Origin of the sequence: Kineosporia sp. NBRC 101677 (assembly GCF_030269265.1) — a bacterium.
Lineage (GTDB): Bacteria > Actinomycetota > Actinomycetes > Actinomycetales > Kineosporiaceae > Kineosporia > Kineosporia rhizophila.
Window position 1 is genome coordinate 170,099 of record NZ_BSTA01000006.1, and the last position, 22,655, is coordinate 192,753.

Annotated in this window: 24 protein-coding genes; 11 read left to right on the forward strand and 13 right to left on the reverse strand. The window is 70.1% G+C overall.

What is annotated here, in order from left to right; translation table 11 throughout:
* The first annotated feature begins 119 nt into the window (after positions 1 to 119).
* Complete coding sequence (locus QSK18_RS18830) at positions 120 to 398, forward strand: hypothetical protein (RefSeq protein WP_232809701.1); 279 nt, start codon at positions 120 to 122, stop codon at positions 396 to 398.
* 224 nt (positions 399 to 622) lie between these two features.
* Here the strand turns inward: QSK18_RS18830 and QSK18_RS18835 are convergent, their stop codons facing one another.
* The 3 genes from QSK18_RS18835 to QSK18_RS18845 form a co-directional block, all read right to left on the reverse strand.
* Positions 623 to 976 (reverse strand): nuclear transport factor 2 family protein, encoded by a 354-nt coding sequence (locus QSK18_RS18835; RefSeq protein ID WP_232809700.1) that lies wholly within the window; start codon positions 974 to 976, stop codon positions 623 to 625.
* A gap of 118 nt (positions 977 to 1,094) precedes the next feature.
* Complete coding sequence (locus tag QSK18_RS18840; protein WP_232809699.1) at positions 1,095 to 1,442, reverse strand: DoxX family protein; 348 nt, start codon at positions 1,440 to 1,442, stop codon at positions 1,095 to 1,097.
* Complete coding sequence (locus QSK18_RS18845; protein ID WP_232809698.1) at positions 1,442 to 2,455, reverse strand: LLM class flavin-dependent oxidoreductase; 1,014 nt, start codon at positions 2,453 to 2,455, stop codon at positions 1,442 to 1,444. The genes QSK18_RS18840 and QSK18_RS18845 overlap by 1 nt, the downstream gene beginning before the upstream one ends.
* A gap of 101 nt (positions 2,456 to 2,556) precedes the next feature.
* On the opposite strand from QSK18_RS18845, the gene QSK18_RS18850 reads away from it, so the two are divergent.
* From QSK18_RS18850 to QSK18_RS18865, 4 genes are all read left to right on the forward strand, one after another.
* Positions 2,557 to 3,195 (forward strand): TetR/AcrR family transcriptional regulator, encoded by a 639-nt coding sequence (locus QSK18_RS18850; protein ID WP_232809697.1) that lies wholly within the window; start codon positions 2,557 to 2,559, stop codon positions 3,193 to 3,195.
* Positions 3,196 to 3,237: 42 nt separating this feature from the next.
* Positions 3,238 to 4,134, forward strand: coding sequence for an LLM class flavin-dependent oxidoreductase (locus QSK18_RS18855; protein ID WP_232809696.1), 897 nt, complete (start codon positions 3,238 to 3,240; stop codon positions 4,132 to 4,134).
* Between the two features lie 36 nt (positions 4,135 to 4,170).
* Positions 4,171 to 5,847: a 3-ketosteroid-delta-1-dehydrogenase gene (locus tag QSK18_RS18860; protein ID WP_232809695.1), complete on the forward strand. Its 1,677-nt coding sequence runs from the start codon at positions 4,171 to 4,173 to the stop codon at positions 5,845 to 5,847.
* Between the two features lie 300 nt (positions 5,848 to 6,147).
* Complete coding sequence (locus tag QSK18_RS18865; protein WP_232809694.1) at positions 6,148 to 6,459, forward strand: hypothetical protein; 312 nt, start codon at positions 6,148 to 6,150, stop codon at positions 6,457 to 6,459.
* A gap of 17 nt (positions 6,460 to 6,476) precedes the next feature.
* Here QSK18_RS18865 and QSK18_RS18870 read toward each other — a convergent pair whose 3' ends face one another.
* A complete protein-coding gene (locus QSK18_RS18870) occupies positions 6,477 to 8,816 on the reverse strand; it encodes a putative bifunctional diguanylate cyclase/phosphodiesterase (protein ID WP_285621136.1) in 2,340 nt (779 codons plus the stop codon).
* A 147-nt stretch (positions 8,817 to 8,963) separates the two neighbouring features.
* Complete coding sequence (locus QSK18_RS18875; protein WP_232809692.1) at positions 8,964 to 9,533, reverse strand: TetR/AcrR family transcriptional regulator; 570 nt, start codon at positions 9,531 to 9,533, stop codon at positions 8,964 to 8,966.
* A gap of 85 nt (positions 9,534 to 9,618) precedes the next feature.
* On the opposite strand from QSK18_RS18875, the gene QSK18_RS18880 reads away from it, so the two are divergent.
* Positions 9,619 to 10,677 carry a zinc-binding dehydrogenase gene (locus QSK18_RS18880; RefSeq protein WP_232809691.1) on the forward strand — a complete coding sequence of 353 codons (1,059 nt, stop codon included), beginning with the start codon at positions 9,619 to 9,621 and terminating at the stop codon, positions 10,675 to 10,677.
* Here QSK18_RS18880 and QSK18_RS18885 read toward each other — a convergent pair.
* The 7 genes from QSK18_RS18885 to QSK18_RS18915 all read right to left on the reverse strand — a co-directional run bounded on the left by QSK18_RS18885 (position 10,607) and on the right by QSK18_RS18915 (position 15,903).
* On the reverse strand, positions 10,607 to 11,362 hold the full coding sequence (locus tag QSK18_RS18885; RefSeq protein WP_232809690.1) for an AraC family transcriptional regulator: 756 nt from the start codon (positions 11,360 to 11,362) through the stop codon (positions 10,607 to 10,609). The genes QSK18_RS18880 and QSK18_RS18885 overlap by 71 nt on opposite strands.
* A gap of 29 nt (positions 11,363 to 11,391) precedes the next feature.
* Entirely contained in the window at positions 11,392 to 11,694 is a 303-nt protein-coding gene (locus QSK18_RS18890) for a putative quinol monooxygenase (RefSeq protein ID WP_232809689.1), read from the reverse strand.
* 104 nt (positions 11,695 to 11,798) lie between these two features.
* Positions 11,799 to 13,364: an RICIN domain-containing protein gene (locus QSK18_RS18895; protein WP_232809688.1), complete on the reverse strand. Its 1,566-nt coding sequence runs from the start codon at positions 13,362 to 13,364 to the stop codon at positions 11,799 to 11,801.
* The gene (locus tag QSK18_RS18900; RefSeq protein ID WP_232809687.1) at positions 13,364 to 13,990 is read right to left on the reverse strand and encodes a PulJ/GspJ family protein; all 627 of its coding nucleotides are present in this window, start codon (positions 13,988 to 13,990) and stop codon (positions 13,364 to 13,366) included. Before QSK18_RS18900 ends, QSK18_RS18895 begins: the two co-directional genes overlap by 1 nt.
* Positions 13,987 to 14,955, reverse strand: coding sequence for an Ig-like domain-containing protein (locus QSK18_RS18905; protein ID WP_232809686.1), 969 nt, complete (start codon positions 14,953 to 14,955; stop codon positions 13,987 to 13,989). The genes QSK18_RS18900 and QSK18_RS18905 overlap by 4 nt, the downstream gene beginning before the upstream one ends.
* Positions 14,946 to 15,404, reverse strand: coding sequence for a type IV pilin protein (locus QSK18_RS18910; protein ID WP_232809685.1), 459 nt, complete (start codon positions 15,402 to 15,404; stop codon positions 14,946 to 14,948). Before QSK18_RS18910 ends, QSK18_RS18905 begins: the two co-directional genes overlap by 10 nt.
* A 52-nt stretch (positions 15,405 to 15,456) precedes the next feature.
* Entirely contained in the window at positions 15,457 to 15,903 is a 447-nt protein-coding gene (locus QSK18_RS18915) for a MarR family winged helix-turn-helix transcriptional regulator (protein ID WP_232809684.1), read from the reverse strand.
* A gap of 129 nt (positions 15,904 to 16,032) precedes the next feature.
* Here QSK18_RS18915 and QSK18_RS18920 point away from each other — a divergent pair, with 129 nt between their 5' ends.
* The 5 genes from QSK18_RS18920 (at position 16,033) to QSK18_RS18940 (ending at position 22,269) form a co-directional block, all read left to right on the forward strand.
* Entirely contained in the window at positions 16,033 to 16,686 is a 654-nt protein-coding gene (locus QSK18_RS18920) for an MBL fold metallo-hydrolase (RefSeq protein WP_232809683.1), read from the forward strand.
* 81 nt (positions 16,687 to 16,767) lie between these two features.
* A complete protein-coding gene (locus tag QSK18_RS18925) occupies positions 16,768 to 17,361 on the forward strand; it encodes a TetR/AcrR family transcriptional regulator (protein WP_232809682.1) in 594 nt (197 codons plus the stop codon).
* A 78-nt stretch (positions 17,362 to 17,439) separates the two neighbouring features.
* Positions 17,440 to 19,431, forward strand: coding sequence for a glycoside hydrolase family 3 protein (locus QSK18_RS18930; RefSeq protein WP_232809681.1), 1,992 nt, complete (start codon positions 17,440 to 17,442; stop codon positions 19,429 to 19,431).
* A gap of 96 nt (positions 19,432 to 19,527) precedes the next feature.
* Entirely contained in the window at positions 19,528 to 20,610 is a 1,083-nt protein-coding gene (locus tag QSK18_RS18935) for an oxidoreductase (RefSeq protein ID WP_285621152.1), read from the forward strand.
* 105 nt (positions 20,611 to 20,715) lie between these two features.
* Positions 20,716 to 22,269, forward strand: coding sequence for a GGDEF domain-containing protein (locus QSK18_RS18940; protein ID WP_232809680.1), 1,554 nt, complete (start codon positions 20,716 to 20,718; stop codon positions 22,267 to 22,269).
* A gap of 44 nt (positions 22,270 to 22,313) precedes the next feature.
* Here QSK18_RS18940 and QSK18_RS18945 read toward each other — a convergent pair whose 3' ends face one another.
* The gene (locus QSK18_RS18945) at positions 22,314 to 22,580 is read right to left on the reverse strand and encodes a GlsB/YeaQ/YmgE family stress response membrane protein (RefSeq protein ID WP_232809679.1); all 267 of its coding nucleotides are present in this window, start codon (positions 22,578 to 22,580) and stop codon (positions 22,314 to 22,316) included.
* Positions 22,581 to 22,655: the final 75 nt, after the last annotated feature.

Below are 22,655 nucleotides of genomic sequence, written 5' to 3' on the forward strand. Positions count from 1 at the left end.
CCCGCGGGAGCGCCGTCTGCTCGAAGTCTGCTCGGATCGAACCCGGCCGCACCATGACGTACCGTCAAGGGGATCGGCAGGGCGATCCACGACCTCCGGACCCGCCGGAGGTGACGCCCATGCCCAGTCAGGGGCTCTGCGTGAGCAAGCACGACGAAACCTCCAGCAGGAATCAGTACCGCACCACGGCCGCCCACCAGATGGACGACCGGGTGCTGCTGCTGCGTGGCGGTCGCTACGACGGCAGGTCCTGGACCGGGGTGGTCGCGGTCGGCAGCCGGGTGTTCTGCGGTGAGACGGACGCCTGGTCGACGGAGGGCATCTACCTGGTCACCGACCAGCGGGAGACCACCGCGAGCGGTGAAGAGGGCAACATCGCCGTTCCTGCCTTTGCCTGAACCGACTGCCTGAACCGGCGCTGCTGCCCCCGACCCGCTGTTCCTCTCTCACGTCCATCGAGGGCTCCCTCGTCGCCTGCGACTGCAGCAGCGTCGCAGTCAGTGGCTCGAGAAGCACTGCTGTGACGCCGTTCCTGCGGCTACATGATCCAGTCCGGCGAAATACGCGGCGTAGGCCAGGGCCGGCGACACTGACCGACCGGGCCTCACCACCCGTCCTCGATTCAGTCGTTCAGCAGAAGCGTGTAGAAGCTGGCAATCAGGCCGTTCTCGACCAGAGCGATGTCGATCCCCCGCACGATCGGCGGTTGCGTCTGTGGCCCGAAGTTCCAGGCCAGGTGACCCAGGTTCTGAACCGCGTATGCGGGAGCGGCCGGCGAGAAGACGAAGCCGGGGGCCTCGTCCAGAATCTTCTGTGCCTTGGCCGACAGGGCGTCCCGGCCGACCACCACCTCCTGCGGATCGCTGAACCGCACGTCGGGCGCGCAGGTGCGCTCGATGGCGGCCCGGCGCCGCTCGGCGTCTCGCTCGCCGAACACCTCCAGCAGGTTGGCGTGCATCAGTTCCTCGATGGTCATCTGGTCTCTCCTCGTCGGCTCACCGACCGCCCGGGGCCCGAACGGCCGGTGAGCCAGTCTGCGCGGACGCCGACGGTCTGCGCATCAGTGAAATGACTTGTTCCGGATCCGAGCGCTCTCAGGCGCTGAGCACCCGCAGGGTCAGGGCGGCCGCCGCGATCAGCCCCATGACGACGGCAGGCTGCCACTCGGGATCGCGCACCCGCAGGTGTGAGATCACGGCGCCGGCGAAGTAGAGGGTGACGCCGATGGCGGCAGCAACCCCGAGCGGCCACCAGAACAGGCCGGCGATCAGCCCGGCTGCACCCGCGACCTCGAGCACACCGAGGGCCCAGAGCAGGTTCTCCGGCCAGCCGGTGGTCTTGGAGATCTTCAGGGCGATCTCGTTGCGGCGGAACTTGCCGCCGGCCGAGGCGATCAGGGCGACGGCGAGCAGAACGGAGACGATGACGGTGGCGATGAACATCAGAGGGAGTCCTTCCGGAGGGTGGGGGCTACGTGCTGGGCGAAACGGGCGATGCTGTCCTCGACGCGGCCGGGAGCCAGGCCGCCCCAGTCGGCGAGGGAGAGGATGCGGTCGGCGCCGAGCAGATCCCGCATCCGCAGGGCCTTCTCGGCGACTGCCTCGGTGCTGCCGATCATCAGCACTCCCGACGGCGACATTCCAGCCTCGAAGGTGGCCTGGTCGACGATGAAGCCCGGCGCACCGGGTCTTTTCGGCGCCAGGAAGGATCGGTAGTTCGGGTAGGCGGCCAGGGCCGACGCACGGTCGGTGGTGACCAGCAGGTGGGTGGCCAGACCGACCTTCAGCACGGACGGGTCGTGCCCGGCCCGCTCCCCGGCCGACCGGTACAGCTCCACCGCGGCGCGGGCCCGCTCGATGGTGCCGCCGATCAGCCCCAGCATCATGGGCAGGCCCAGCCGACCGGCCCGTTCCAGGCTGGCGGGTGAGCCTCCTACCCCGAGCCAGACCGGCAGCTGTTCCTGGTGCGGGCGCGGCACCACGGCGGCATCCTGCAGGGCGGGCCGATGCCGGCCGTTCCAGGTGATGCGCGGCTGTTCACGCAGGCGCAGCAGCAGGTCCAGCTTCTCGGCGAAGACCTCGTCGTAGTCGGCCAGATCGACGCCGAACAGCGCGAACGGGTCGGGATAGGCGCTGCGGCCCACGACGATCTCGGCGCGTCCCTGGCTGAGCAGGTCGAGCGTGGCGAAGTCCTCGTGCACGCGCACCGGGTCGAGCGTGGTGAGCACGGTGGTCGCGCTGGCCAGCCGGATCCGGCGGGTGCCCTGGGCCACCGCCGCGAGCACCACGGCCGGTGAGGACACGGCGAAGTCCTCGCCGTGATGCTCTCCCAGGCCGAACACGTCCAGACCCAGCTCGTCGGCGAGCACCGCGTACCGCACGATCTCCCGGGTCCGGCGACCGACGTCCATTGTTGTTGCCCCCACGTCGCTGAGCGACGCGATCCCGACTTCCACGACTTGCCTCCCGATCATTTGGAGCACCCGCTCCATTTCGACGGGCAGCATAACTGGAGTGCCCTATCCAGATATTCCGGGGTCGCGTAACCTTGCTCTCCATGGGTGCTCAGCAGGCGGGCCGACGGGCCGACGCGGTACGCAATCGGGAGCGTCTGGTCGCCGCGGCGGCCGGGGCGTTCGCCGATCTGGGCCTGGACGCCTCGATGAACGAGGTGGCGCGCCGCGCCGGGGTGGGGATCGCCACGGCCCTGCGCAACTTCGCCCATCGCGACGAACTGGTGGCGGCCGTCTTCCATGACCGGATGCGCCGCTACGCCGAGCTCACCGAGGCGGCGGCAGAGCTCCCCGACGCCTGGGAGGGGTTTCGCCAGTGCGTCCTGCAGGTGTGCGAACTACAGGCCAGCGACCGGGGGTTCACCCAGGTGCTCATCGGGGCCTTCCCGGCCGCGCCCGAGTTCGAGTCGGAAAGATCGCGCGCCTACCGGAGTTTCAGTGCGCTCACCCGGCGCGCCCAGACGCAGGGGCGCCTGCGGGCCGACTTCGCCCCCAACGATCTGATGCTGATCCTCATGGCCAACGCCGGGGTGATCGCCCACACCCTCGACCAGGCCCCGGACGCCTGGCGGCGCCTGGTGGGCTACTTCCTGCAGTCCCTCAGCGCCGAGCACGCCGAACCGCTCCCGGTTCCCCCGGTCCCGGCCCGCAAGCTCTATCTGGCCATGACAGCGAAGAACTGAGCACCCCTGCCCTTTCCGGACGGCGCGAACTATGGTGGGGCAATGTCCCGACCGTGCAAGATCGGCGTCCAGTTGCCCGAAGTCGAACGAGCCGTGGCCTGGCCGGAACTGTTCGCCATGGCCCGGGCGGGCGAGGCGATCGGCCTGGACTCCCTGTGGCTGGGCGATCACCTGCTCTACGACCTGCCCGGCGGTACCACCCGGGGCCCCTGGGAGGTGTGGACGTCACTGGCCGCGCTGGCCGCGGTCACCGAACGGGTCGAGCTCGGCCCGCTGGTCGCGGCCACCAGCTTCCACGCCCCGGCCATGCTGGCCAAGCAGGCGGCCACGGTCGATGCGATCTCCGGCGGCCGGCTGATCCTCGGGCTGGGGGCAGGCTGGAACGAGCGTGAGTACCGGGCCTTCGGATTCCCCTACGACAAGCGGGTTTCGCGGTTCGCCGAGGCGTTCACCATCATCCGCACCCTCCTGTCCGAGGGGCAGATCGACTTCCACGGCGAGTTCTACGACCTGGAGAACTGCGTGCTCGACCCGGGCCCGGTGCGCCCCGGCGGCGTACCGCTGATGCTCGGCTCCACCGGCCCGCGCATGCTGGGTATCGGGCTGGGCCACATCACCTCGTGGAACGCCTGGTGGAACCGGTACGGCAACACCCCCGAGGGCTTCGCGGCCCTGAAAGAACAAGTGGACGCTCATGGTCACCTGGTGGAGGCCACCGCGGCGGTTCTCGTGGCCTTCCCGGGTGGGCAGGGCCGGGTGATGGGCGAGAGCAGCTACAAGTCGGCCGTCCCACCGGTCCAGGGCACCGCCGAAGAGATCGCTCAGCACCTGGCCGCCATGGCCGCCGCCGGCGCCACCCACCTCCAGCTCGTGCTCGACCCGATCACCCAGGAAAGCATCGAGCAGCTGGCCGAGGTCCTCGCGATCCTCGACCGCTGAAGATCGGGCAGCGTGGCCCGAGGCTAGGAGTTCCCCATGTCCCTCCCCCAGCAGCCCTCCGACACCACGGTGGACGTCGTGGTGATCGGTTCCGGCACCGGGCTGGCCGCGGCGCTGAGCGCGCACGAGGCCGGGCTGTCGGTCGTCGTGGTGGAGAAGTCCGCCTTCGTCGGGGGTTCGACGGCGCGTTCCGGTGGCGCCTTCTGGATCCCGGCCAACCCGGTGCTGGCCGACCAGGGCTCCGGCGACACCTACGAGCGCGCCGCCACCTACCTGGAGAACGTGGTCGCGGGCACGGCGCCGGCCGAACGCTGGCGCAGCTTCCTCGACCACGGCGCGGCCGCCGTGCAGATGCTGCAGCGCACCACCCCGATGCGCTTCGTGTGGGTGCGCGGCTACAGCGACTACCACCCCGAACTGCCCGGCGGCGCCGCAGTGGGGCGAAGCTGCGAGTGCCGGCCGCTGGACCTTCACGTGCTGGGCCCGGACCGCGCCCGGCTGCGCCCCACCCCGGTCGCCGCGCCCGTGCCGATGCCGGTGACCGGCGCCGACTACAAGTGGCTCAACCTGATGGCCCGCACCCCGGGCCGGGCGCTGCCCCGCGTGCTCAGGCGGGTGGTGCAGGGCGTCGGTGGTCTGGCCATCGGGCGTGAGTACGCGGCGGGCGGTCAGGCCATCGCGGCCGGTATGTTCGCCGGCGTCCTGCGCGCCGGCATCCCGGTCTGGACCGACACGAGTCTGGAACACCTGCTCACCCAGGACGGCCGGGTCACCGGGGTGGAGCTGAGCCACCACGGCCAGAGCCTCACCGTCCGCGCCACCCGCGCGGTGGTGCTGGCCACCGGCGGTTTCGACCACCACCTGCCGATGCGGCACGCCCATCACCACCCGCAGCTGCAGGACTGGAGTCTGGGCGCGGAGAGCAACACCGGAGACGGTATTCATGCCGCCCAGGAAGCCGGAGCCGGCACCGACCTGATGGACCAGGCCTGGTGGTTCCCCTCCGTGGCCCCGGTCGGCGACGCGGCCCCCCAGATCCTGCTCGCCGAGCGTTCTCTGCCGGGCTCACTGATGGTCGACGGCACCGGCCGCCGGTTCGTGAACGAGTCGTGCGACTACATGACCTTCGGCCAGGCCACCCTCGCCCAGGCCCGGCGCGACGGCGAACTACCCACCATGTGGCTGGTCTTCGACGAGAAGTACCGCAGCAGCTACGTCCTGGCCGGCGCCGTCTTTCCCCGCGCCCCGCTGCCGCGGTCGTGGTACGAGGCCGGAATCGCCCACCGGGCCAATACTCCCGCCGAACTGGCGCAGGCGACCGGCGCCGAGGGGCTGGCCGCGACGCTGGAGCGGTTCAACGAACTGGCCGCAGCCGGGGTCGACGACGACTTCCACCGGGGCGCAAGCGCCTACGACCGTTACTACGGTGATCCGACCGTCACCCCGAACCCCAACCTGCGCCCCCTCACCGGCACGCTCTACGCCGTGCAGGTGGTGCTCTCGGACCTGGGCACCTGCGGCGGCATCCGGGCCGACGGCCTCGGCCGGGCCCTGAACGAGACCGGCTCCCCCATCCCGGGCCTCTACGCGATCGGCAACACCGCGGCCAACGCCTTCGGCAACACCTACCCCGGAGCCGGCGCCACCATCGGCCAGGGCATCGTCTACGGCTACATCGTCGGCCGGCACGCCGCCAACACCCCGCCCGCCTGACGGCCGGGCTGGCCGCGGGAGCATCGGCGCATTGGAGAGGCCTCGGCCGGTTTGGCGAAAAGTGTGGCCATCTCATGATCGCCGAGCATGTTCGACGTTGTAGCTCGAGAGGCCCGTCCCCGAGAAGCAACCCGGGAACATGGCCTTCTTGCTGCCCCCATCCTCTGGCGACGCGGCTTTCCCGGCGACGCGGCTCTACGGTGACCTGACCGCGTTGCACGCGCATTGCAACACGAGCTCCAGTGAGATGACCGAACCCGAGATTGCCAGCTTCCGACGGGCCCGAGGAGGGAACTGATCATGGATGCACAGTCGGCACGGGACATTCTGAACATGGATCATTCGGAGCTCATTGCCGAGGGAGAGCCTGCCCAGGCGCCGGATCTCGATGCCGAGAATCTCGAAGTGAACAAGACTCTCCGTCTGTCCATGGCGATGGCTCAGGCCGTCGAGAGCGAGGCCAGACGGCAGGGAGTGAAGCCGTCGGTCCTGATGCGGGCCTGGATCGAAGAGGGGCTGCGCCGCAGCGCCGAGCGGCCGGCCAATCTGTCGGTTCCCCTTGAAGATCTGCTTCGGGTCGTGCAGCAGCTGGCCCGGCCCGACGCCGCCTGACGGCCGGGCTTCTTCGTTCAGACCGCCACCTGCGAGGACGACGTGAGGCCGGCGCCGCTCTCGTGGCGCTGCAGCCAGCCGTCGAAGGCCTGCGCCGACAGCGGCTGGGTGTGCAGGTAGCCCTGGGTCTCGTCGCAGGTCAGGTCGGACAGGGCGGCCAGGGTGGGCTCGTCCTCCACCCCCTCGGCGACGACCCGCAGCCTCAGGTCGTGGGCCAGGGCGATGGTGTTGGCCACGATGGCGGCGGCCCGGGGGTCGGTGAGCAGGTCGACGGTGAACGAGCGGTCCAGCTTGAGCTCGCTGACCGGGAGCTGACGCAGCTGGGTCAGGGACGAGTAGCCGGTGCCGAAGTCGTCGATGCTCACCTGGGCGCCCATCGCCCGCAGCGCCTCGACCACCAGCAGGCTGCGGTCGGGCTCGCGCAGCAGCGCGGTCTCGGTCACCTCGAGGACCAGGGAGGTGGCGGGCACCCGGTGCTGGGCCAGGAGCTGGTCCACGGTCCGGGGCAGTGAGGCGTCCAGCAGCGTGCCGGCCGAAAGGTTCACCGACACGCGGATGTCTCGGCCGGTGGCCCGCCACTGGGCCTGCTGGGCGACCGCCTGGGCGAGCACCTGGTGGGTGATGGCGTCCATCAGGCCGTGCGACTCGGCCAGGGGCAGGAAGTCGGCCGGCAGCAGCAGCCCCAGGCGCGGGTGCTGCCAGCGCACCAGCGCCTCCACCCCGGCCAGCTGCCCGGCCCGGCCGGCGACCGGCCGGCCGGCATGCAACTGGGGCTGGTAGTGCACGACGAGCTGCCCGGTGCTGATCGCCCGGCGCAGCTCCCCCACCATGGACAGCAGGCCCTGCGGGTCGGCGTGACGCTCCGGGTCGTAGGTGACCGCTCTGAGGTCGTTGCGCTTGGCGTCGTACATGGCGGTGTCGGCCTGCCGCATCAGGGTGGCCGCATCCAGGCCTATGCCTGCCTGGGCGTCGGGCTGCCAGTAGGCCAGGCCGATGCTGAGGTCGATGTGCACACTCATTTGCGTCAGCTGGAAGGGCTCGGCGAACACCTCGTCCAGCGCCGGCAGCGTCGCCCCGGTGGCGGCACCGGTGGTGACCACGGCGAACTCGTCGCCACCCAACCGCCCCAGCACGGCTCCCTCCGGCAGCTTGTCCTGCAGGCGCTGGGTGACCATCCGCAGCAGGTCGTCGCCGGCCCCGTGGCCGAGGCCGTCGTTGACCTCCTTGAAGTGGTCGAGGTCGAAGACGATCAGCTGGGTCGTGGTGCCGTGGGCCAGGGTCGAGTTCAGGTGGGCCAGCAGCGCGCGGCGGTTGGCGGTGCCGGTCAGCTCGTCGGTCAGGGCCTGGGCCCGGCTGGCCTCCAGCTGCAGCAGTTCGTGCAGGTTGACCAGCAGGCGCACGCTGGAACCCATCACGGCCGCCGCCGCGAACAGCGACACGATCGCCGGGACGCCGGTGAGCAGAGCGGTCACCAGCACCGCGACGCCCGCGCTGACGATCACGAAGGCACCGACGGTGGACTTGACCGGGTCCGAGGCGGCGACCGGGACGAACCGCACCGGGCGCAGCGCCGCCGCGCTGACCAGGAGCAGCCCCACACACCACACCGCCACGGTCCAGCCCGGCCGGGCCCCGTCGCTGAACCACGCGGCTGCGCTGCTGCTGCCGGCCAGGGCGTAGGCGCCGGTGACCAGCCAGATGCGCACGTCCCGGTACAGGCGGCTGACCGATGCGGCCGTCAGCGCGCTGAACACCAGAATCACCCACACCGCACTCTGCGCCGCGGTGAGCTGCTGGCCCCACGACAGGGTGGTCAGCAGCAGCGTCTGACCGTCCGCCGGGTGGGCCCAGGCCAGCACACAGCCGATCGCAGCGGCGGCCACGAACACCGAACTGAAGCCGTTGAGCAGATCGTCCGGATCCACCCCGGCGCTGCGCCGGCTCCAGCGCACCACCGCCCGGAAGGCGAGCGGGAAGGCGATGAACGTGCCCACCGCCGACGGGACCGCGGCCAGGTGAGCCAGATCCGGCACCAGGCCGAGGATCAGCGTGCTCAGGCTGCTGACCCCGAACACCGCCAGGGCCAGCCCTAGCACCCGCCACACCCGCCGCTCACCGGGCGTGCGGCGCACCCGCCAGTGCACGATCCACAGGGTCGCGGCCAGCATCATCGCCACGCAGACGATCCGCGCCCCCTGCCAGATCTGCCCTTCCGCCACACCGTCCCAGCGCAGGCACAGCACGAGTTGCCCCACCGCCGCCACACCCAGCACCCACAGCACCGGTCGGGGCACGGCCGCCGCATCGCCGATCCACCTACGCATTCGCGCCGCGATCCCGCGGCCTGCACCTGTCACCACCGGCTCCCTACGGCCGGCCGGTCGGCGAACACGCGTGCTCAGGCAACCCAACACCCGTCCGGACGAGTGCCTGACGCACAGTCAGGGGCCGCAAGCTGGCCCAGTACCCGCTCGGAGTACATCCGGTCAGCTGACAGGCCACCTTTACGCTCGGGCTCGCAGTCCGTCGATGCTGAGGGCGGCGAACCGGCGGGCCGCCGCCTCCCGCTGCGGTGGTGGCAGCGTGGTCAGGCCGCGGCCGGCGAGCAGCACGAGCACGAAGTCGTCCGCGGTGAAGTCCTGGCGCAGAGCCCCGGCCAGCTTGGCGCGCTCGGCCAGCCGGGTGACCATGCGCAGCAGGCAGGCGCGGTGTTCCCGGGCGCCGATGGTCGCGTTCTCCGCGTGGAAAGCCTGGACGAAGCCGTGGTTGCGGGCATTGAGCACGCTGAGCCGTTCGATGATCGAGCACAGCCCCAGCCACGGGTCCGGGTCCCCGCATCCGTCCTCCACGATCGAACTGCAGGCCTGCAGTTCGTTGGCGAACGCGGCCTCGATCAGGTCCTGCCGGGTCGGGAAGCGGCGGTACAGCGTGGCCGGGCCCACTCCGGCCCGGCGGGCGATCTGGCGCATGGTGACGTCGAGGCCGTGTTCGGCGAACAGTGCGTGGGCGGCTTCGAGCAATCGGTCGCGGTTGTCCTGCGCATCCGCGCGTAGCCGAGGCATCTGATCGTCCATCCGTCTCACTTCCTCCAAGCGGACGCGGGCGTCCGTTAACGTCCCCGACTGTACGGCACCACCGCACGAGACACCGGGAAAGACGATGCGCGCAGTAGTGATTCATGAATTCGGCGACCCCAGCGGCATGGCCGTGGTGGAGGTTCCCACCCCAGCGACCGGCCCTGGACAGGTCCTGATCGCGACCGAGGCCATCGGGGTGGGCGGAGTCGACGCCGTGATCCGCCGGGGCACCATCCGCAGAACCGATTTCGGGCCGGGCCTGATTCCCGGTAGCGAGGTCGCCGGCACCGTGGTCGCGGTCGGCGACGGGGTCGATCCCTCCTGGAAGGACCGCCAGGTCTGGGCTTTCACCGGCATGAGCGGTGGATACGCCGAGATGGCGGTGGCCGCAGTCGAAGACATCACAGCGCTCCCGAGCGGCCTGAGCAGCATCGAGGCCGCCACGCTGGGCAGCGCCGCCACCGTCGCTCACTTCGCGCTTAGACATGCGCATTTCAGCGCCGGTGAATCCGTGCTGGTCCGTGGAGCCGGGGGCAGCATCGGTATCGCGGCGGTACAGATCGCCGCCCGTGCCGGCGCAGGCGCGGTCGCAGTGACCACCTCCTCCCAGAGCAGAGGTGACCGGCTTCGCGAACTGGGGGCCACAAACGTCCTCAATCGGACCGGCGGCCCCGCAGAAGCAGCCTACGACGTGATCATTGACATCGCCGGCGGTCCCGACGTCCCCGACTTCATCGATCGCCTGGCGGCCAACGGGCGTCTCGTGCTGGTGGGTGCTGTGGCGGGAATGCCGACAATGGACGTAGGTGCGCGCCTACTGCAGTCGTTCCAGCAGTCTCGGTCGCTGGCTACCTTCAGTCTCGACAGCATTCCCGCCGCGCAGAGAGGCCAGGCACGCAGCGAGCAGTTCGAGGCATCCGCCCGGGGCGACCTGCGGGCCGTGATCCACGACGTTCTTCCCCTGGACCAGGCCGCCGAGGCACACCGCCGGATGGACGCCGGGGAGGTGTTCGGGCGGATCGTCCTGGCCGGAGAGCACCAACCTGCCGATCAACCAGACTCACGCGGCTCTACGACGGCCGGAAGCTGGCCCGGTACTCGCTCGGAGTACGGCCGGTCAGCTCACGGAAGGCAGCGTTGAACGCCGACAGTGACGAGTAGCCGACGGCAAAGGCGACCTGGGTGACCGGCGCGTCCCCGGCCGCCAGCTCCTCGATCGCCCGTAGCACCCGCATCCGGCGCAGCACCGCCCGCCAGGTCATGCCCAGCTCGTCCTCGAACCGGCGGGCCAGCGACCGGGGCGCCAGCCCGACCCGGGCGGCCACGTCCTCGAACCGCAGGTCATCGCCCAGACGTTCCTGGGTGATCTGCAGGGCCTGGCCGAGTTCCGCCGACCGGCCGGTCGGCAGCCCGACCGGGCTCGGGCGTTCGGCGAGTCGCCACGTCACCGCGGCCAGGGCGGTGAACAGGGCAGCCGCATAGGCAGACAGTGGCTCCTCGCTCTCACCCCAGCCGCGGCACTCCGCCACCAGCGCGCGGGCCAGCGGGCTGAGATCGAACACCGCCAGCGGGGCCGGCGGCTGCGGGGCGAAGCCAGTGCTGAAAAGCACGGACGCGGTGCTCACCGACTGCGGGATGCTCACCCGGATCGGTCGTCCGGCTTCGATCAGGGCGGCCCTCGCCGGCGGCAGTAACCACGACTGTCCGGGTTCCTCCAGCCGGAGAGCGCCGGAGGACGCACAGAGCAGGTAGTGGTGGTCCACCAGCAGGTCGCGGGCCGGCCCGGGAGCGAAGGTGCGGGCGAAGGCGAACGCCTCGCGCGCCATCACCGCTCCTCCCCTAGATCACCGCGAACTCAGGCCACCGTCTCCAGCAGCTCGGCCCGGAACCGGCGGCTCACCGGGACCCCGGTCATGAGCGGCCGCAGTACCGGGCCGGAGGCCACGAAGGCATCAGAGGTCTGATAGCCCGAGAACGCCTCTTCGTCCTGCCACTCCTGCACCAAGGTAATGCCGGTCTCGTTCTCGCGGGAAGCGTGCACCCGGTAGGCCAGGTTTCCCGGCATCACACAGGCCGCTTCCCGCAGCGCGTGAAGGTGGGCCAGGGCCACGGGCCGGTCGGTGGCAGCGACGTCGAACTCGACGATGACGATGATCATGTGTGTCTCCTGCAGTTCGCCCCAATGGATGCTCTGATCCTTTCGGGCGGACGGCCGGGGGACCTCCGGCCAGCGGACACCTTTGCGCTCCGGCCGGACCGGCATCAGGACGAGTTGCGCAGTTCCTGGATGCTGGTCAGGTCGGAGGGGGCGAAACCGGCCGGGGCGTTCCACTTCTGCCCCTCGCTGCCGTCGCAGGTGCTGGTGATCAGCGACGAGTAGCTGCCGGTCGGTGGGCCGTTGGCCAGGCACCGCCCGTAGCTGTCGACCACTGTGTAACTCGTTGCGTAGATTCCCGTGTCCCGGTTCACCGTCCACTTGAACGGGGCTGCCGTCGCCGTGGTCACCGCGCTGCAGAGGGTGGAGAAGCCGACGTACCCGCCGATCTTGTTGGGGCTCTTCATGCAGTACGCCGGGTCGTTCGGGTCACTGGGCTTGTTGCTGCTGGAAGCAGCGTTGGCGTAGAAGTACTTGGTGTTCATGTCCCAGGTGAACACCTCGTTCCAGCCCGGTGAGGCGGCCGAGGTCGCCCCGGCCATCGGGTCCTGCTTGCACGGGTAGACGATGTGGATGCTCGCCCTGACGTTCCAGCCGTTGATGTCCATGCACCGGCCGAACTCCTGGTAGTTCACCCACTGCAAAGGCTTGCGGTGAATCTCTTCCTGGGTCTTCACCAGTGTCCCGGCCGCCCCCGCGCCGACCGACGGCTGCGGGTAGACCCCGCGCGCAGCGTCGCCGCAGGTACCCGTGCTCGCGACGGCCGGACTGCCCGCCGATCCGGTGGTGGCGGGGCCCAGGCACCAGGTCTTGTTGTACTGACCGCCGAGGTGGCCGAAGAGGTGCACCGGGTTGCTGCCGCTGACCCCCCACCGCTGACCGTAGTCGGTGATGTCGCAGACCTTCATGGCCGTGGCCCCGGTACTGCTCGAGGCCCCCAGGCACAGGCCGCCGGTGCCGTCCGCCGCGCGGGTGGCGACCAGGACCAGCTGATAATTGGTGGTGTAGATCCACATCTGCTCGTCCGCGCCGGGGGCGCAGGTGCCCACGGTCACCCCGGATCCCAGCAGCAGGCCTCCGATGTAGCACAGGCCCTGCGGGTCCTTGATCAGGCCGCCGGGCAGCTGCGGGTTGGTCAGGCTGAACGTGTAGGTGCCCTGCAGGGTGCGGTCGCCCGAGCTGGCCGGCAGGTTCGCCAGCGCGGCACCGGTGGCCGAGGAGGTGATCTGGGCGAAGGCCGGGGTGATCAATGTTCCCAGCCCCTGGGTGCAGGGCAGCGCATTGATCGTGCGCCAGGTCTCGGACTGCGGGGTGGGGTCGCTCTTGAAGTAGCGGATGCTGACCGAGTAGCTCACCGTCGCCCGGGTGATCGGTGCCTGCAGCGTGCCCACCTGGGAGGTCCAGCACGGGAGCTTGGCGCGGTCGCCGTAGGTCGTGCCGCTCTCCACGTAGGTGGCCTTCCGGATCGCCGCCAGGGCGGCGTCCATCCCCCCTTTCGCCGCATTGATCGTCAGGTTGGCCTTGGTCTGGTACTCCACCGGCGCCACCTGAGACATCAGCGCACCCAGGGTCAGCAGGCTCAGGGCCGACAGCACCAGCATCGCCACCACCACCGTGATCAGGGCAACGCCCTGATCGCCGCGGGCAGCCAAGGGTTGCTCGGGATTCCCCATCAGGGCCGCCGGTTCGCGATGTCGGTGCAGACCTCTTTGTCACTCACGTCGTCGTCGTTCACGTCCGGGTTCGACAGCGCCGAGATCCCGGAGTTCAGCAGCACGAACGTGGTGTTGCTCTGGGTCGGCCCGGTGTCGGCGCCCCGCTGGTAGTACAGGTTGACCCCCAGGCTCTGCAGCGGGCTGGTCATGGTCGCCGCGGTGAACACGAAAGGCGCCTGGGCGTTGGTGTTCACCACGTCGGTGGACACCGTGCGCCAGTTCGACGGGGTGGTCGTGCCGGACGAGACCGGTACCCACGTGCGCAGGGCGAGCGTGTCGGTGTCGGTGCGCAGCACCCACTGGGTGCACAGCTCCGGATCGGTGACCGTCGACAGCCACTCCACGTACCAGTTGTTGCCGGTGCGCTGCGGCCGGTTCACTGCCGAGGCCGAGCGCACCGAGCGGTCGAACAGGTTGTACACCACCCGGGCGTCGGCACTCTGGTCGGCCAGGTTCACCGTTTTCGTGGTCATCGCGGTGAAGTTCGCGACCACGGTGACGAACATGCCCAGCACCGCACCGAAGATGGTCATCGCCACGATCATCTCGATCAGGGTCAGGCCGTCCTCCCCGCGGGCCCTCACGGTGCGGCCCCGAGCAGGCCACCGATCGAGGTGGGCAGGGGCACGGGCACGCTCAGCGGTGAGACCACCACGGTCACCACGGCGACGTCCGAGACCCGGTTCGAGGTGTCCACCACACGGTAGGTGAACGTGTCGATCCCGGCGAAACCCGATTTGGGCGTGTACTTCACGATGTTGTTCGTGGAGTACACCGACACCGTGCCGTTGGCCGGGGTGGACATCAGCGAGACCGCCCCGTAGAGGGCGAAGACTCCGCTGTCGTTGAACGTCACGGGGATGTCCACCGACGTGCCGGCGGTGGTGGAGGCGCTGTCGGCGTTCGCGACCGGACGGCGGCTGGAGTTGAACTGCGGGTCCTTGGCCGGATCAATCAGGGTCGCCGCGGCGTACGTGCATCCGGTGGCGGGACACTGGTCGAGGGGACTCTTCCACCGCACCAGGGCGACCACCCGCAGCAACAGCGAGCCGGTCGTCCCTTTGGTGCAAGCGCCTCCGGTGTCCGCCCGGGCACACGCCCCGATCAGCATGGAAACGGTGTAGTCGCGGTTTCCGTAGGTCCTCTTCTGCTCCAACGGGATGCTGACCGCATGCGTGCCCGCGTCGTAGGTGGCGTTGTCGTAGTCGGTACTGCCGCTGCCCACGTAGGTCTGGCTGACGTCCACCCCGGCGCTCGCGGCCGTGCCCCACTGCGCCACCACTGCCGACTTGGTGCGCCCGTAGACCAGCGGGATCACATCGTCGCCGTCGAACGTGGGGTCCATGGCCCGCACCTCCTCCAGGACCTGGTTGGCCACCGTGGTGGCCGAGTCCCGGGTGCCCAGGGACGAGGAGGTGTACATCGCCCGCATCATGAACATCCCTCCGGACATCAGGATCAGCGACATCAGCACCAGGGCGACCATCACCTCGATCAGGGTGAAACCGCGCTGATCAGTCCTCAGAGTCCTCGGGGCCCTCAGCTGCACGTCACCACCCCGCTGCTCTGCAGGCCGCCCTTGTCGTTGATCCACACCCAGTTCTGGGTGCCCGGCGAGGCCCCGGACTTGCGCGAGGCCACCAGGCAGTAGGTGAGGATGCTGTTGGCCCGGGCCGGCGTGGTCACCGACATCGTGGTGCCCGCCGAGAGCCGGGTGGTGTACCCGCCGGGCAGGACGGCGTTGTTGCCGGAAATGGTGATCGTGGTCGGGTAGCTGTTCAGATCGGCGAAATACGTCTCCATCCGGGCCGCCACCGCCCGCAGGTCGCTCTTCATGTCCCCGTCGACGGCGCGGCGGCGTTGCCCGGCAACGGCCGGGATGGCGATCGCCGCCAGAATCCCGGCCATCACCATCACGACCAGCAGTTCCACCAGAGTGAAACCGGCCGTACGCATCCGCACACCGCCCCGCACCGCTCGCCCCCAGGCCCTGGACAACTCTCTAGGCTTCGGCCGTTCGGGTCTTTTCTTGAGGCGCCGGGGCGACCGGTCAGGTCGGGGTGGCGATCTCCTGCGACAACCGGTCGAGCAGCCCGGGCACCTGGGCCAGGACCTTTCGCTCGGCCGGCGTCAGGACGGCGCTGATCGCCGCACCGATCCGGTCCCGGCGAGCCTGCCGGTCGGCCTCCAGAGCGGAGCGCCCCCGGTCGCTGATCGCGATCAGGTAGCCGCGCGCGTCCTCAGGGTTGGGTGAGCGGCCGAGGAGCCCCAGTTGCTCCAGCTCGGTGACCATCCGGCTGACCGTCTGGTGGCTCACGCCCCGCCCGGCGGCCAGCTCGGCCATCGACTGCGGGCCCGAACGGGCCAGCAGTCCCAGCGTTTCCGAGCGTGACGGCGGCAGGGTGTCGGCCCGCGAACGTGTGGCGCGCACAAAGGCGCCCACCGACTGCCGCAACGACTCGCTCAGTTCGGCCGCGAGATCGTCCTCAGTTGTCACTTTCAGAAATGTACAGCATAGGTGCACAACTTGGGACGTCGGTGAGCCTCTGATCCGTCAGGGTACACAACTATGTTGTACAGTTTGGATATACAGCTATGTTGTACATCGTGATGGAGACCCGCCCTCGTGAAACTCACCAAGCACACCCACGCCACCGTCGTCCTTGAGGAGGCCAGCCAGCGGATCCTGCTCGATCCGGGCACTTTCACTCCCAACACCCCGGAACTGCTGGCGAGCGCCACCGCCGTGCTCGTCACCCACGAGCACTTCGACCACTTCGCCGCGAACGAGGTGCGCGCCGCGCTCGCCGCCCGCCCCGAACTGCGCCTGTGGGCACCGGCCTCGGTGGTCAGGGACCTCGAAGACACCGACGCCTTCCGCGCGGGCCGGGTCACCGCCCTGCGGGGGCACGAGACGTTCGACATCGGCGGAGTCGAGATCCGCGCCGTGGGTGGCGAGCACGCCCAGATCTACGCCGGTATCGCCGTCCCCCACAACGTCGGCTATGTGGTCGGTGGCACCGTCTTCCACCCGGGCGACGCCTATCTGCTGCCCGGCGCCGAGGTCGAGACCCTGCTCCTGCCGGTCAGTGGGCCGTGGTTCAAGGTCGGTGAGGCCATCGACTTCGTGCAGGCTGTCGCTCCTCGCCGGACGGTGCAGATCCACGACGTGATGCTCAGTGAGATCGGGCGCGCCTCGATGGGCATGTTCCTCGGCGAGACCGGTCCAACGGCCACACCGATGCTCACCCTCGATCCCGGCGAGTCCATCGCGGCCTGACCCGATCGGTGCCTGACCGTTCGGCGCAAACGAAAGCAGGACACGTCCCCCATTTTCTCTTTCCCGACGTAGCGTCAGCGCATGACTACGCCGGCGGGACGTTCCCGGGGCACCTACGCCAAGACACCTCAACGACGACGCGAGATCCTGCGCGCTGCCGCTGAGGTTTTCACCGAGCAGGGCTACGGGGCCACCTCGATGCGGCAGATCGCGGCGCGGGTGGGGATCAGCGAGACCGGGCTCGCGCACCACTTCCCCGGCAAGACCGACCTGATCCTGGCGGTGCTGCAGGAGCGCGAGCGCGAGGACAGCGCGCAGTGGGGTGGCGGCGGCGTCATCCCGGTGGAGAACCTGGCCGACCTGATGGACCACAACGCCGAACGCCCGGGCATGGTGCGGCTGTTCACGAAACTGGCCGCCGAGGCCACCTCCGGCGACTCCCCCGCACACGCCTACTTCGCCGAGCGCTACGAACGGCTGCGCCAGAACGCGGCCGACGACGTGCGCCGGGCCCAGCAGGAGGGCCGGCTGCGCGCCGACCTGGACGCCGAGGTGGTCGCCCGGGTCCTGCTCGCGGTGATGGACGGCCTGCAGGTGCAGTGGCTCTACGACCAGGACGTGAACATGTCCCAGGCGATCGAGGTGCTGCTCGGCTCCTGGCTGCGGCCCGGTTGAGCTTGTTCTGGCGCTTACTGGAACGTCTTCGGCCCAAGGAGCGGGCCGAGGCCGAACAGCGGTATCTAAGGAGAACCCATGAGCAAGCGGACGAAGGCGTCCCCGGCGAGTCACCGGCGCACCCGGACCAAGGCAGCCCTGGTCACCACGGCACTGGCCGCCGTGACCGCCGGCCTGGCCGTGGGCGCAGGCCCGGCCCAGGCCGCCGGGCCGAGACAACCCGAGCTGAGTTCCCGCCAGGCGCCGATCATCTCGGTCGGCGGCCTGAAGTTCCGTGACCTGGACCGGGACGGGAAACTGACCCCGTACGAGGACTGGCGCCGCTCCCCCGGCCAGCGGGCCGCCGACCTGCTGAAACGGATGACGCTGGAGCAGAAGGCCGGACTGCTGGTGCACGGCACCCTGCCGGTCTCCGGCACCGGCTACAACGCCACCCAGGTGTCCGACCTGGTGGGCAAGCGCAGCATCACCACGTTCATCACCCGGCTCTCGGCCACTCCAGGGCAGATCGCCGCCGCCAACAACACGGTTCAGGAAGCGGCCGAGAGCCAGCCCCTGGGCATCCCGGTGGTGGTCTCGACCGATCCCCGCAACGGCTTCTCGGTGACCGAGGGGCAGACCGTCGCCCGGATCGGCACCACCGCGATGCCGGACGCCATCGGCCTGGGCGCCGCCGGCGACCCGCGCCTGACCCAGAAGCTCGGCGACATCATCCGCAAGGAGTACCGCGCCGTCGGCATCACCGAAGGCCTTTCCCCGCAGGCCGATCTGGCCACCGAACCCCGGTGGACGCGGATCAACGGCACGTTCGGCTCCGACGCCCAGGCCGCCAAGAAGCAGGTGCGCGCCTATGTCGCCGGACTGCAGGACGGCGACAACGGTCTGGGCGCAGACAGCGTGGCCACGGTGACCAAGCACTGGGCCGGATACGGTGCCCAGGTCAACGGTTACGACAGCCACTACTACTACGGGCGGTACGCGGCCTTCCCGGGCAACAACTTCGAGACCCACCTGGTGCCGTACACCGGGGCGTTCGATGCCCAGACCTCCGGCATCATGCCGACCTACTCGATCCTGAAAGACCTGGTGCACCGGGGCCACAAGGTCGAGCAGGTCGGGGCCGGCTTCAGCACGTACATGCTGCAGGACCTGCTGCGCGGGCGGTACGGCTTCGACGGGGTGATCGTCTCGGACTGGGGCATCACCGGCAACTGCCCGCAGGTGTGCCGCGACACCCGTCCCCCGGCCTCGTTCGTCGGCTCCTGGGGCGTGGGCATGCCCTGGGGCGTGGAGGACCTGTCCGTGGTGGAACGCTTCGCCCTGACCATCACCGCGGGCGTCGACCAGGTGGGCGGTTCGAACGAGCCCAGCTACGTGGTCCAGGCCGTGAACAACGGCTCACTGAGCCGCGATCGGGTGGACGAGGCCGCCAAGCGGGTGCTGGTGCAGAAGTTCCAGCTCGGCCTGTTCGAGAACCCCTACGTGGATGAGCAGGCCGCCGCCACGATCTCCGGCAGCGCCCGCTTCCAGGCGGTCGGGGACAAGGCTCAGGCCGCCTCGCTGACCCTGCTCACCAACCACGCCAAGACCCTGCCGGCCAAGGCGAAGAAGGTGCGCTCGGTCTACGCCCCCGGAATCAGCGCCGAAGCGATCAAGGCCCAGGGGCTGAGCGCGGTGACCGACCCGGCCCAGGCCGACCTGGCCATCGTCCGCCTGTCCGACCCGCGCGGCGGCGCCGACCTCACCGACCTGGCCTTCACCGGGAAAGAGCCCGACTACCAGGCTTTCCAGGCCGCCGTGGACGCGGGCGTGCCCACCGTGGCGGTGCCCAAGCTGGACCGGCCGCTGATCCTGACGAACGTCACCGACCGGGCCGACGCCGTCCTGGCCAACTACGGTGTCTCCGACTCCGTCCTGCTAGAGACGATCCTCGGCGAGCGCCGGCCCGGTGGCCGCCTGCCGTTCGAGCTGCCCTCCAGCCAGCAGGCGGTCGCAGCCCAGCTGCCGGACGTGGCCGACGACTCGGTGAAGCCGCTGTTCCGGCGCGGCCACGGGCTGTCGTACCGCTAGGTTCTGCTCGCATGACCGCCTGCTCGTCGGCCCCTGACGGCCGCCGGGCAGGCGGACTTGCCCCTGACACCAATGGCAGGTTTTAGCGTCCTTGGCGTGACCACAACGAACTCCCTCCTGCAGCCCTACGACCTGGCCGGCCTGCGCCTGCCCAACCGGGTGGTGATGGCCCCGATGAGCCGGGTGCGGTCCACCCCCGAGGGCCTGGCCACCGCGTCGATGGCCGCCTACTTCGCCCAGCGCGCCACCGCCGGGCTGATCATCACCGACGGCATCCAGCCCAGCCGGCAGGGCCAGGCCAACCCCAACAGCGCCGGCCTGGCCGACCAGGCCCAGGCCGACTCGTGGAAGCAGGTGACCTCGGCCGTCCACGTCAACGGCGGGCGGATCTTCGGCCAGATCATGCACGCCGGCCGGGTCGGCCACTCCGACCACACCGGGATCCAGCCAGTCGGGCCCTCCGCCGTGGCCGCGCGCAACACCACCGTGTTCACCTCCACCGGTCCGCAGCCGGCTCAGGTACCCCGCGCCCTGTCCACCACCGAGGCCGGGCAGGAGGCCCTGGTGTACGCCAGCGCCGCGACACGGGCCATGGACGCCGGTTTCGACGGGGTGGAACTGCACGGCGCCAACGGCTACCTCATCGGCCAGTTCCTCTCCAGCAGCGCCAACCAGCGCACCGACCGCTACGGCGGGTCGGTGAGCGGGCGCATCCGCTTCGCCGTCGAGGCCGCCGCGGCCACGGCCGACGCGGTCGGCGCCCACCGGGTCGGGATCCGGCTCTCCCCCGGCGCCGGGATCTGGGACGCCGTCGACGAGGACGTCCCACAGCTGTACGGCGCCCTGCTGGGTGAACTGGCCAAGCTCGACCTGGCCTACGTGCACCTGACCACGGCGACCGACGAGGAGACCCTGCTGGGACTACGACGTGCCTGGCCCGGGACGCTCATCGTCAACCCCATCCGGTCGGCCGACCCCGCCGCCCGCGCCGACCGGGCCGCCGCCGACCACTGGCTCGGGCTGGGGGCCGACCTGATCAGCTTCGCCCGGGCCTACCTGGCCAACCCCGACCTGGTCGAGCGGCTGCGGGCCGGCCTGCCGCTCGCACACGCCGACCAGGAGACGTTCTACGCCGGCGGCGACCAGGGCTACCTGACCTACCCGGCCTACCAGTACTGATCCCAAGGACCCGCACACCTCAGATGCGGTACTTCCTGACCGACGGGTAGCACCGACAGCCAGGGCCCGGCCTGGACCGGCGACGTGGGTCAGCGGAGGACGAGCGTGCATCGGCGCCTGCCCGTCCCACCGATCTCCTGGCCGACGCGGGCCGCCGGGCTCCTGGCCACGCTGGCCGTGGTCACCTTCGTGGTGTGCCTGGCCGGCTCGTACCGGCCCTCGGCCCCGGTCTCGGCGCTGCTGTGGCTGCCGACCCCGCTGGCCGCCGCGGTTGCCGCCTTCGCGTTCGCCCGCACCGCTCGCGCCTGCACCGTGGACCCGGCCCAGCGCCGCTTCTGGCTCACCCTGAGCTGCGCGATCGGCATCCTGGGCGTGGCGCTGAGCGGGCAGGGCGTGGACGTGTGGCGGCAGCCGGAGATCGGCGGCCCGCACGCCACGCCGGTGCTCGTGGCCGGGGCCTCCCTGGCCATGGCGACGATCATCTGCGCCCTGCTGCGGCTGCCCCTGCTGGCCCGGAGCAAGAGCGACAACGCCCGCCTGGTGCTGGACGCCGGCGTCATCATGGTCGGCGCCGGCGTGCTGCTGTGGCACGTGCAGACCCGCCGGATGGCGATGGAGGGTGGCCAGGTCTTCGCCTCCATGGCCCTGACCGTGGCCGCCATGGTGGTGGTCTTCGCCTTCGCCAAGGTGCTGCTGTCCGGGCAGCGGGTGGTGCGCGGATCGGTGCTGACCTTGATCATCGCCGGATCGGTGATCGGGACGGTGGCACCTTCCCTGCAGCCCTACCTGGACGACTTCCGGCCCTACCTGTTCGGCACGATGGTGGGCAATCCGCTGTGCTTCATGCTCGCCACCGCCGCCGCGGAACGCCAGCGCAGGCTGGGCCCGGTGCCTTTCTCGCCCGACGTCTCCGCCCCGCGACGCTCGTACTCGCTGCTGCCCTACGCCGCGGTGGGGGCGGTGCACCTGCTCCTGCTGCTCGATGCCTTCGGCCCCGGCGGCACGGTCGACGAGGTGGTGGTCGTGGGTGCTGCGGGGGTGACCGCCCTGGTCACGGTGCGCCAGGTGAGCGTGCTGAAGGAGAACCACCGCATCCTCGGTGAACTGCACCACAGTGCCCGGCACGACGGCCTGACCCGGCTGGCCAACCGGGCCTATCTGCACGAGCAGCTCGACGGCAGCCGGGTCCGCCCCGGCGACGGCGAACTGGCCGTCCTGCTCCTCGACCTGAACGGGTTCAAGCAGATCAACGACATCTTCGGCCACGCCGCCGGCGACCATCTGCTGACAGCCGTGGCCGAACGGCTGCGTGCCACCGTCGGGCCGGGCGACATCGTGGCGCGACTGGGCGGCGACGAGTTCGTGGTCGCACTACGCGGCGGCGGGGCCCGGGCGGCCGACGAGGTGGCCCAGCGGATCGTGCAGGCCCTCGAACAACCCGTCCTGCTCGGGTCGCAGGCCCTCGTGGTGGGGGTCAGCATCGGCATCGCCACCGGGACCGCGCTGGAGGACCCGGACGTGCTGCTGCGCCGGGCCGACGTGGCCATGTACTCGGCCAAGTACTCGGCCAAGTCCCGGCCGGGCAGTTCCTACCTGCACCACCGGCCCGGTCTGAGCATGCGCGCCGAGGAGCAAACAGCTGAGAGGCTCCAGGCCTGAGCCTGGAGCCTCTCGGAAGCTACTGCGGTGCTGATCGGTGAAGATCAGTGGCGCACGGAGCGGCGCGAGTACAGCGGCTCCGCCAGGACGATCAGACCAGCGGCGACCGCGACCTGGATGATGTGGCGGATCCAGTCGATCCCGTTGGTCTCGCCGACCCCCAGGGCGACGGCGGCGGCGTTACCCACGACCGCACCGACGATACCCAGCAGGATGGTCAGCCAGATCGGGATGTTCTGCCGGCCCGGAAGGACGAGCCGGGCGATCGCACCAACGATGAGTCCCGCGATGATGGCCCAAATGAACGACATGATGCTGCAACCCTTTCGAACGACCCGTCGTGATTTCTCCGGACGACGAGAAAGCTAGCCCCACTCTTCGGAGCG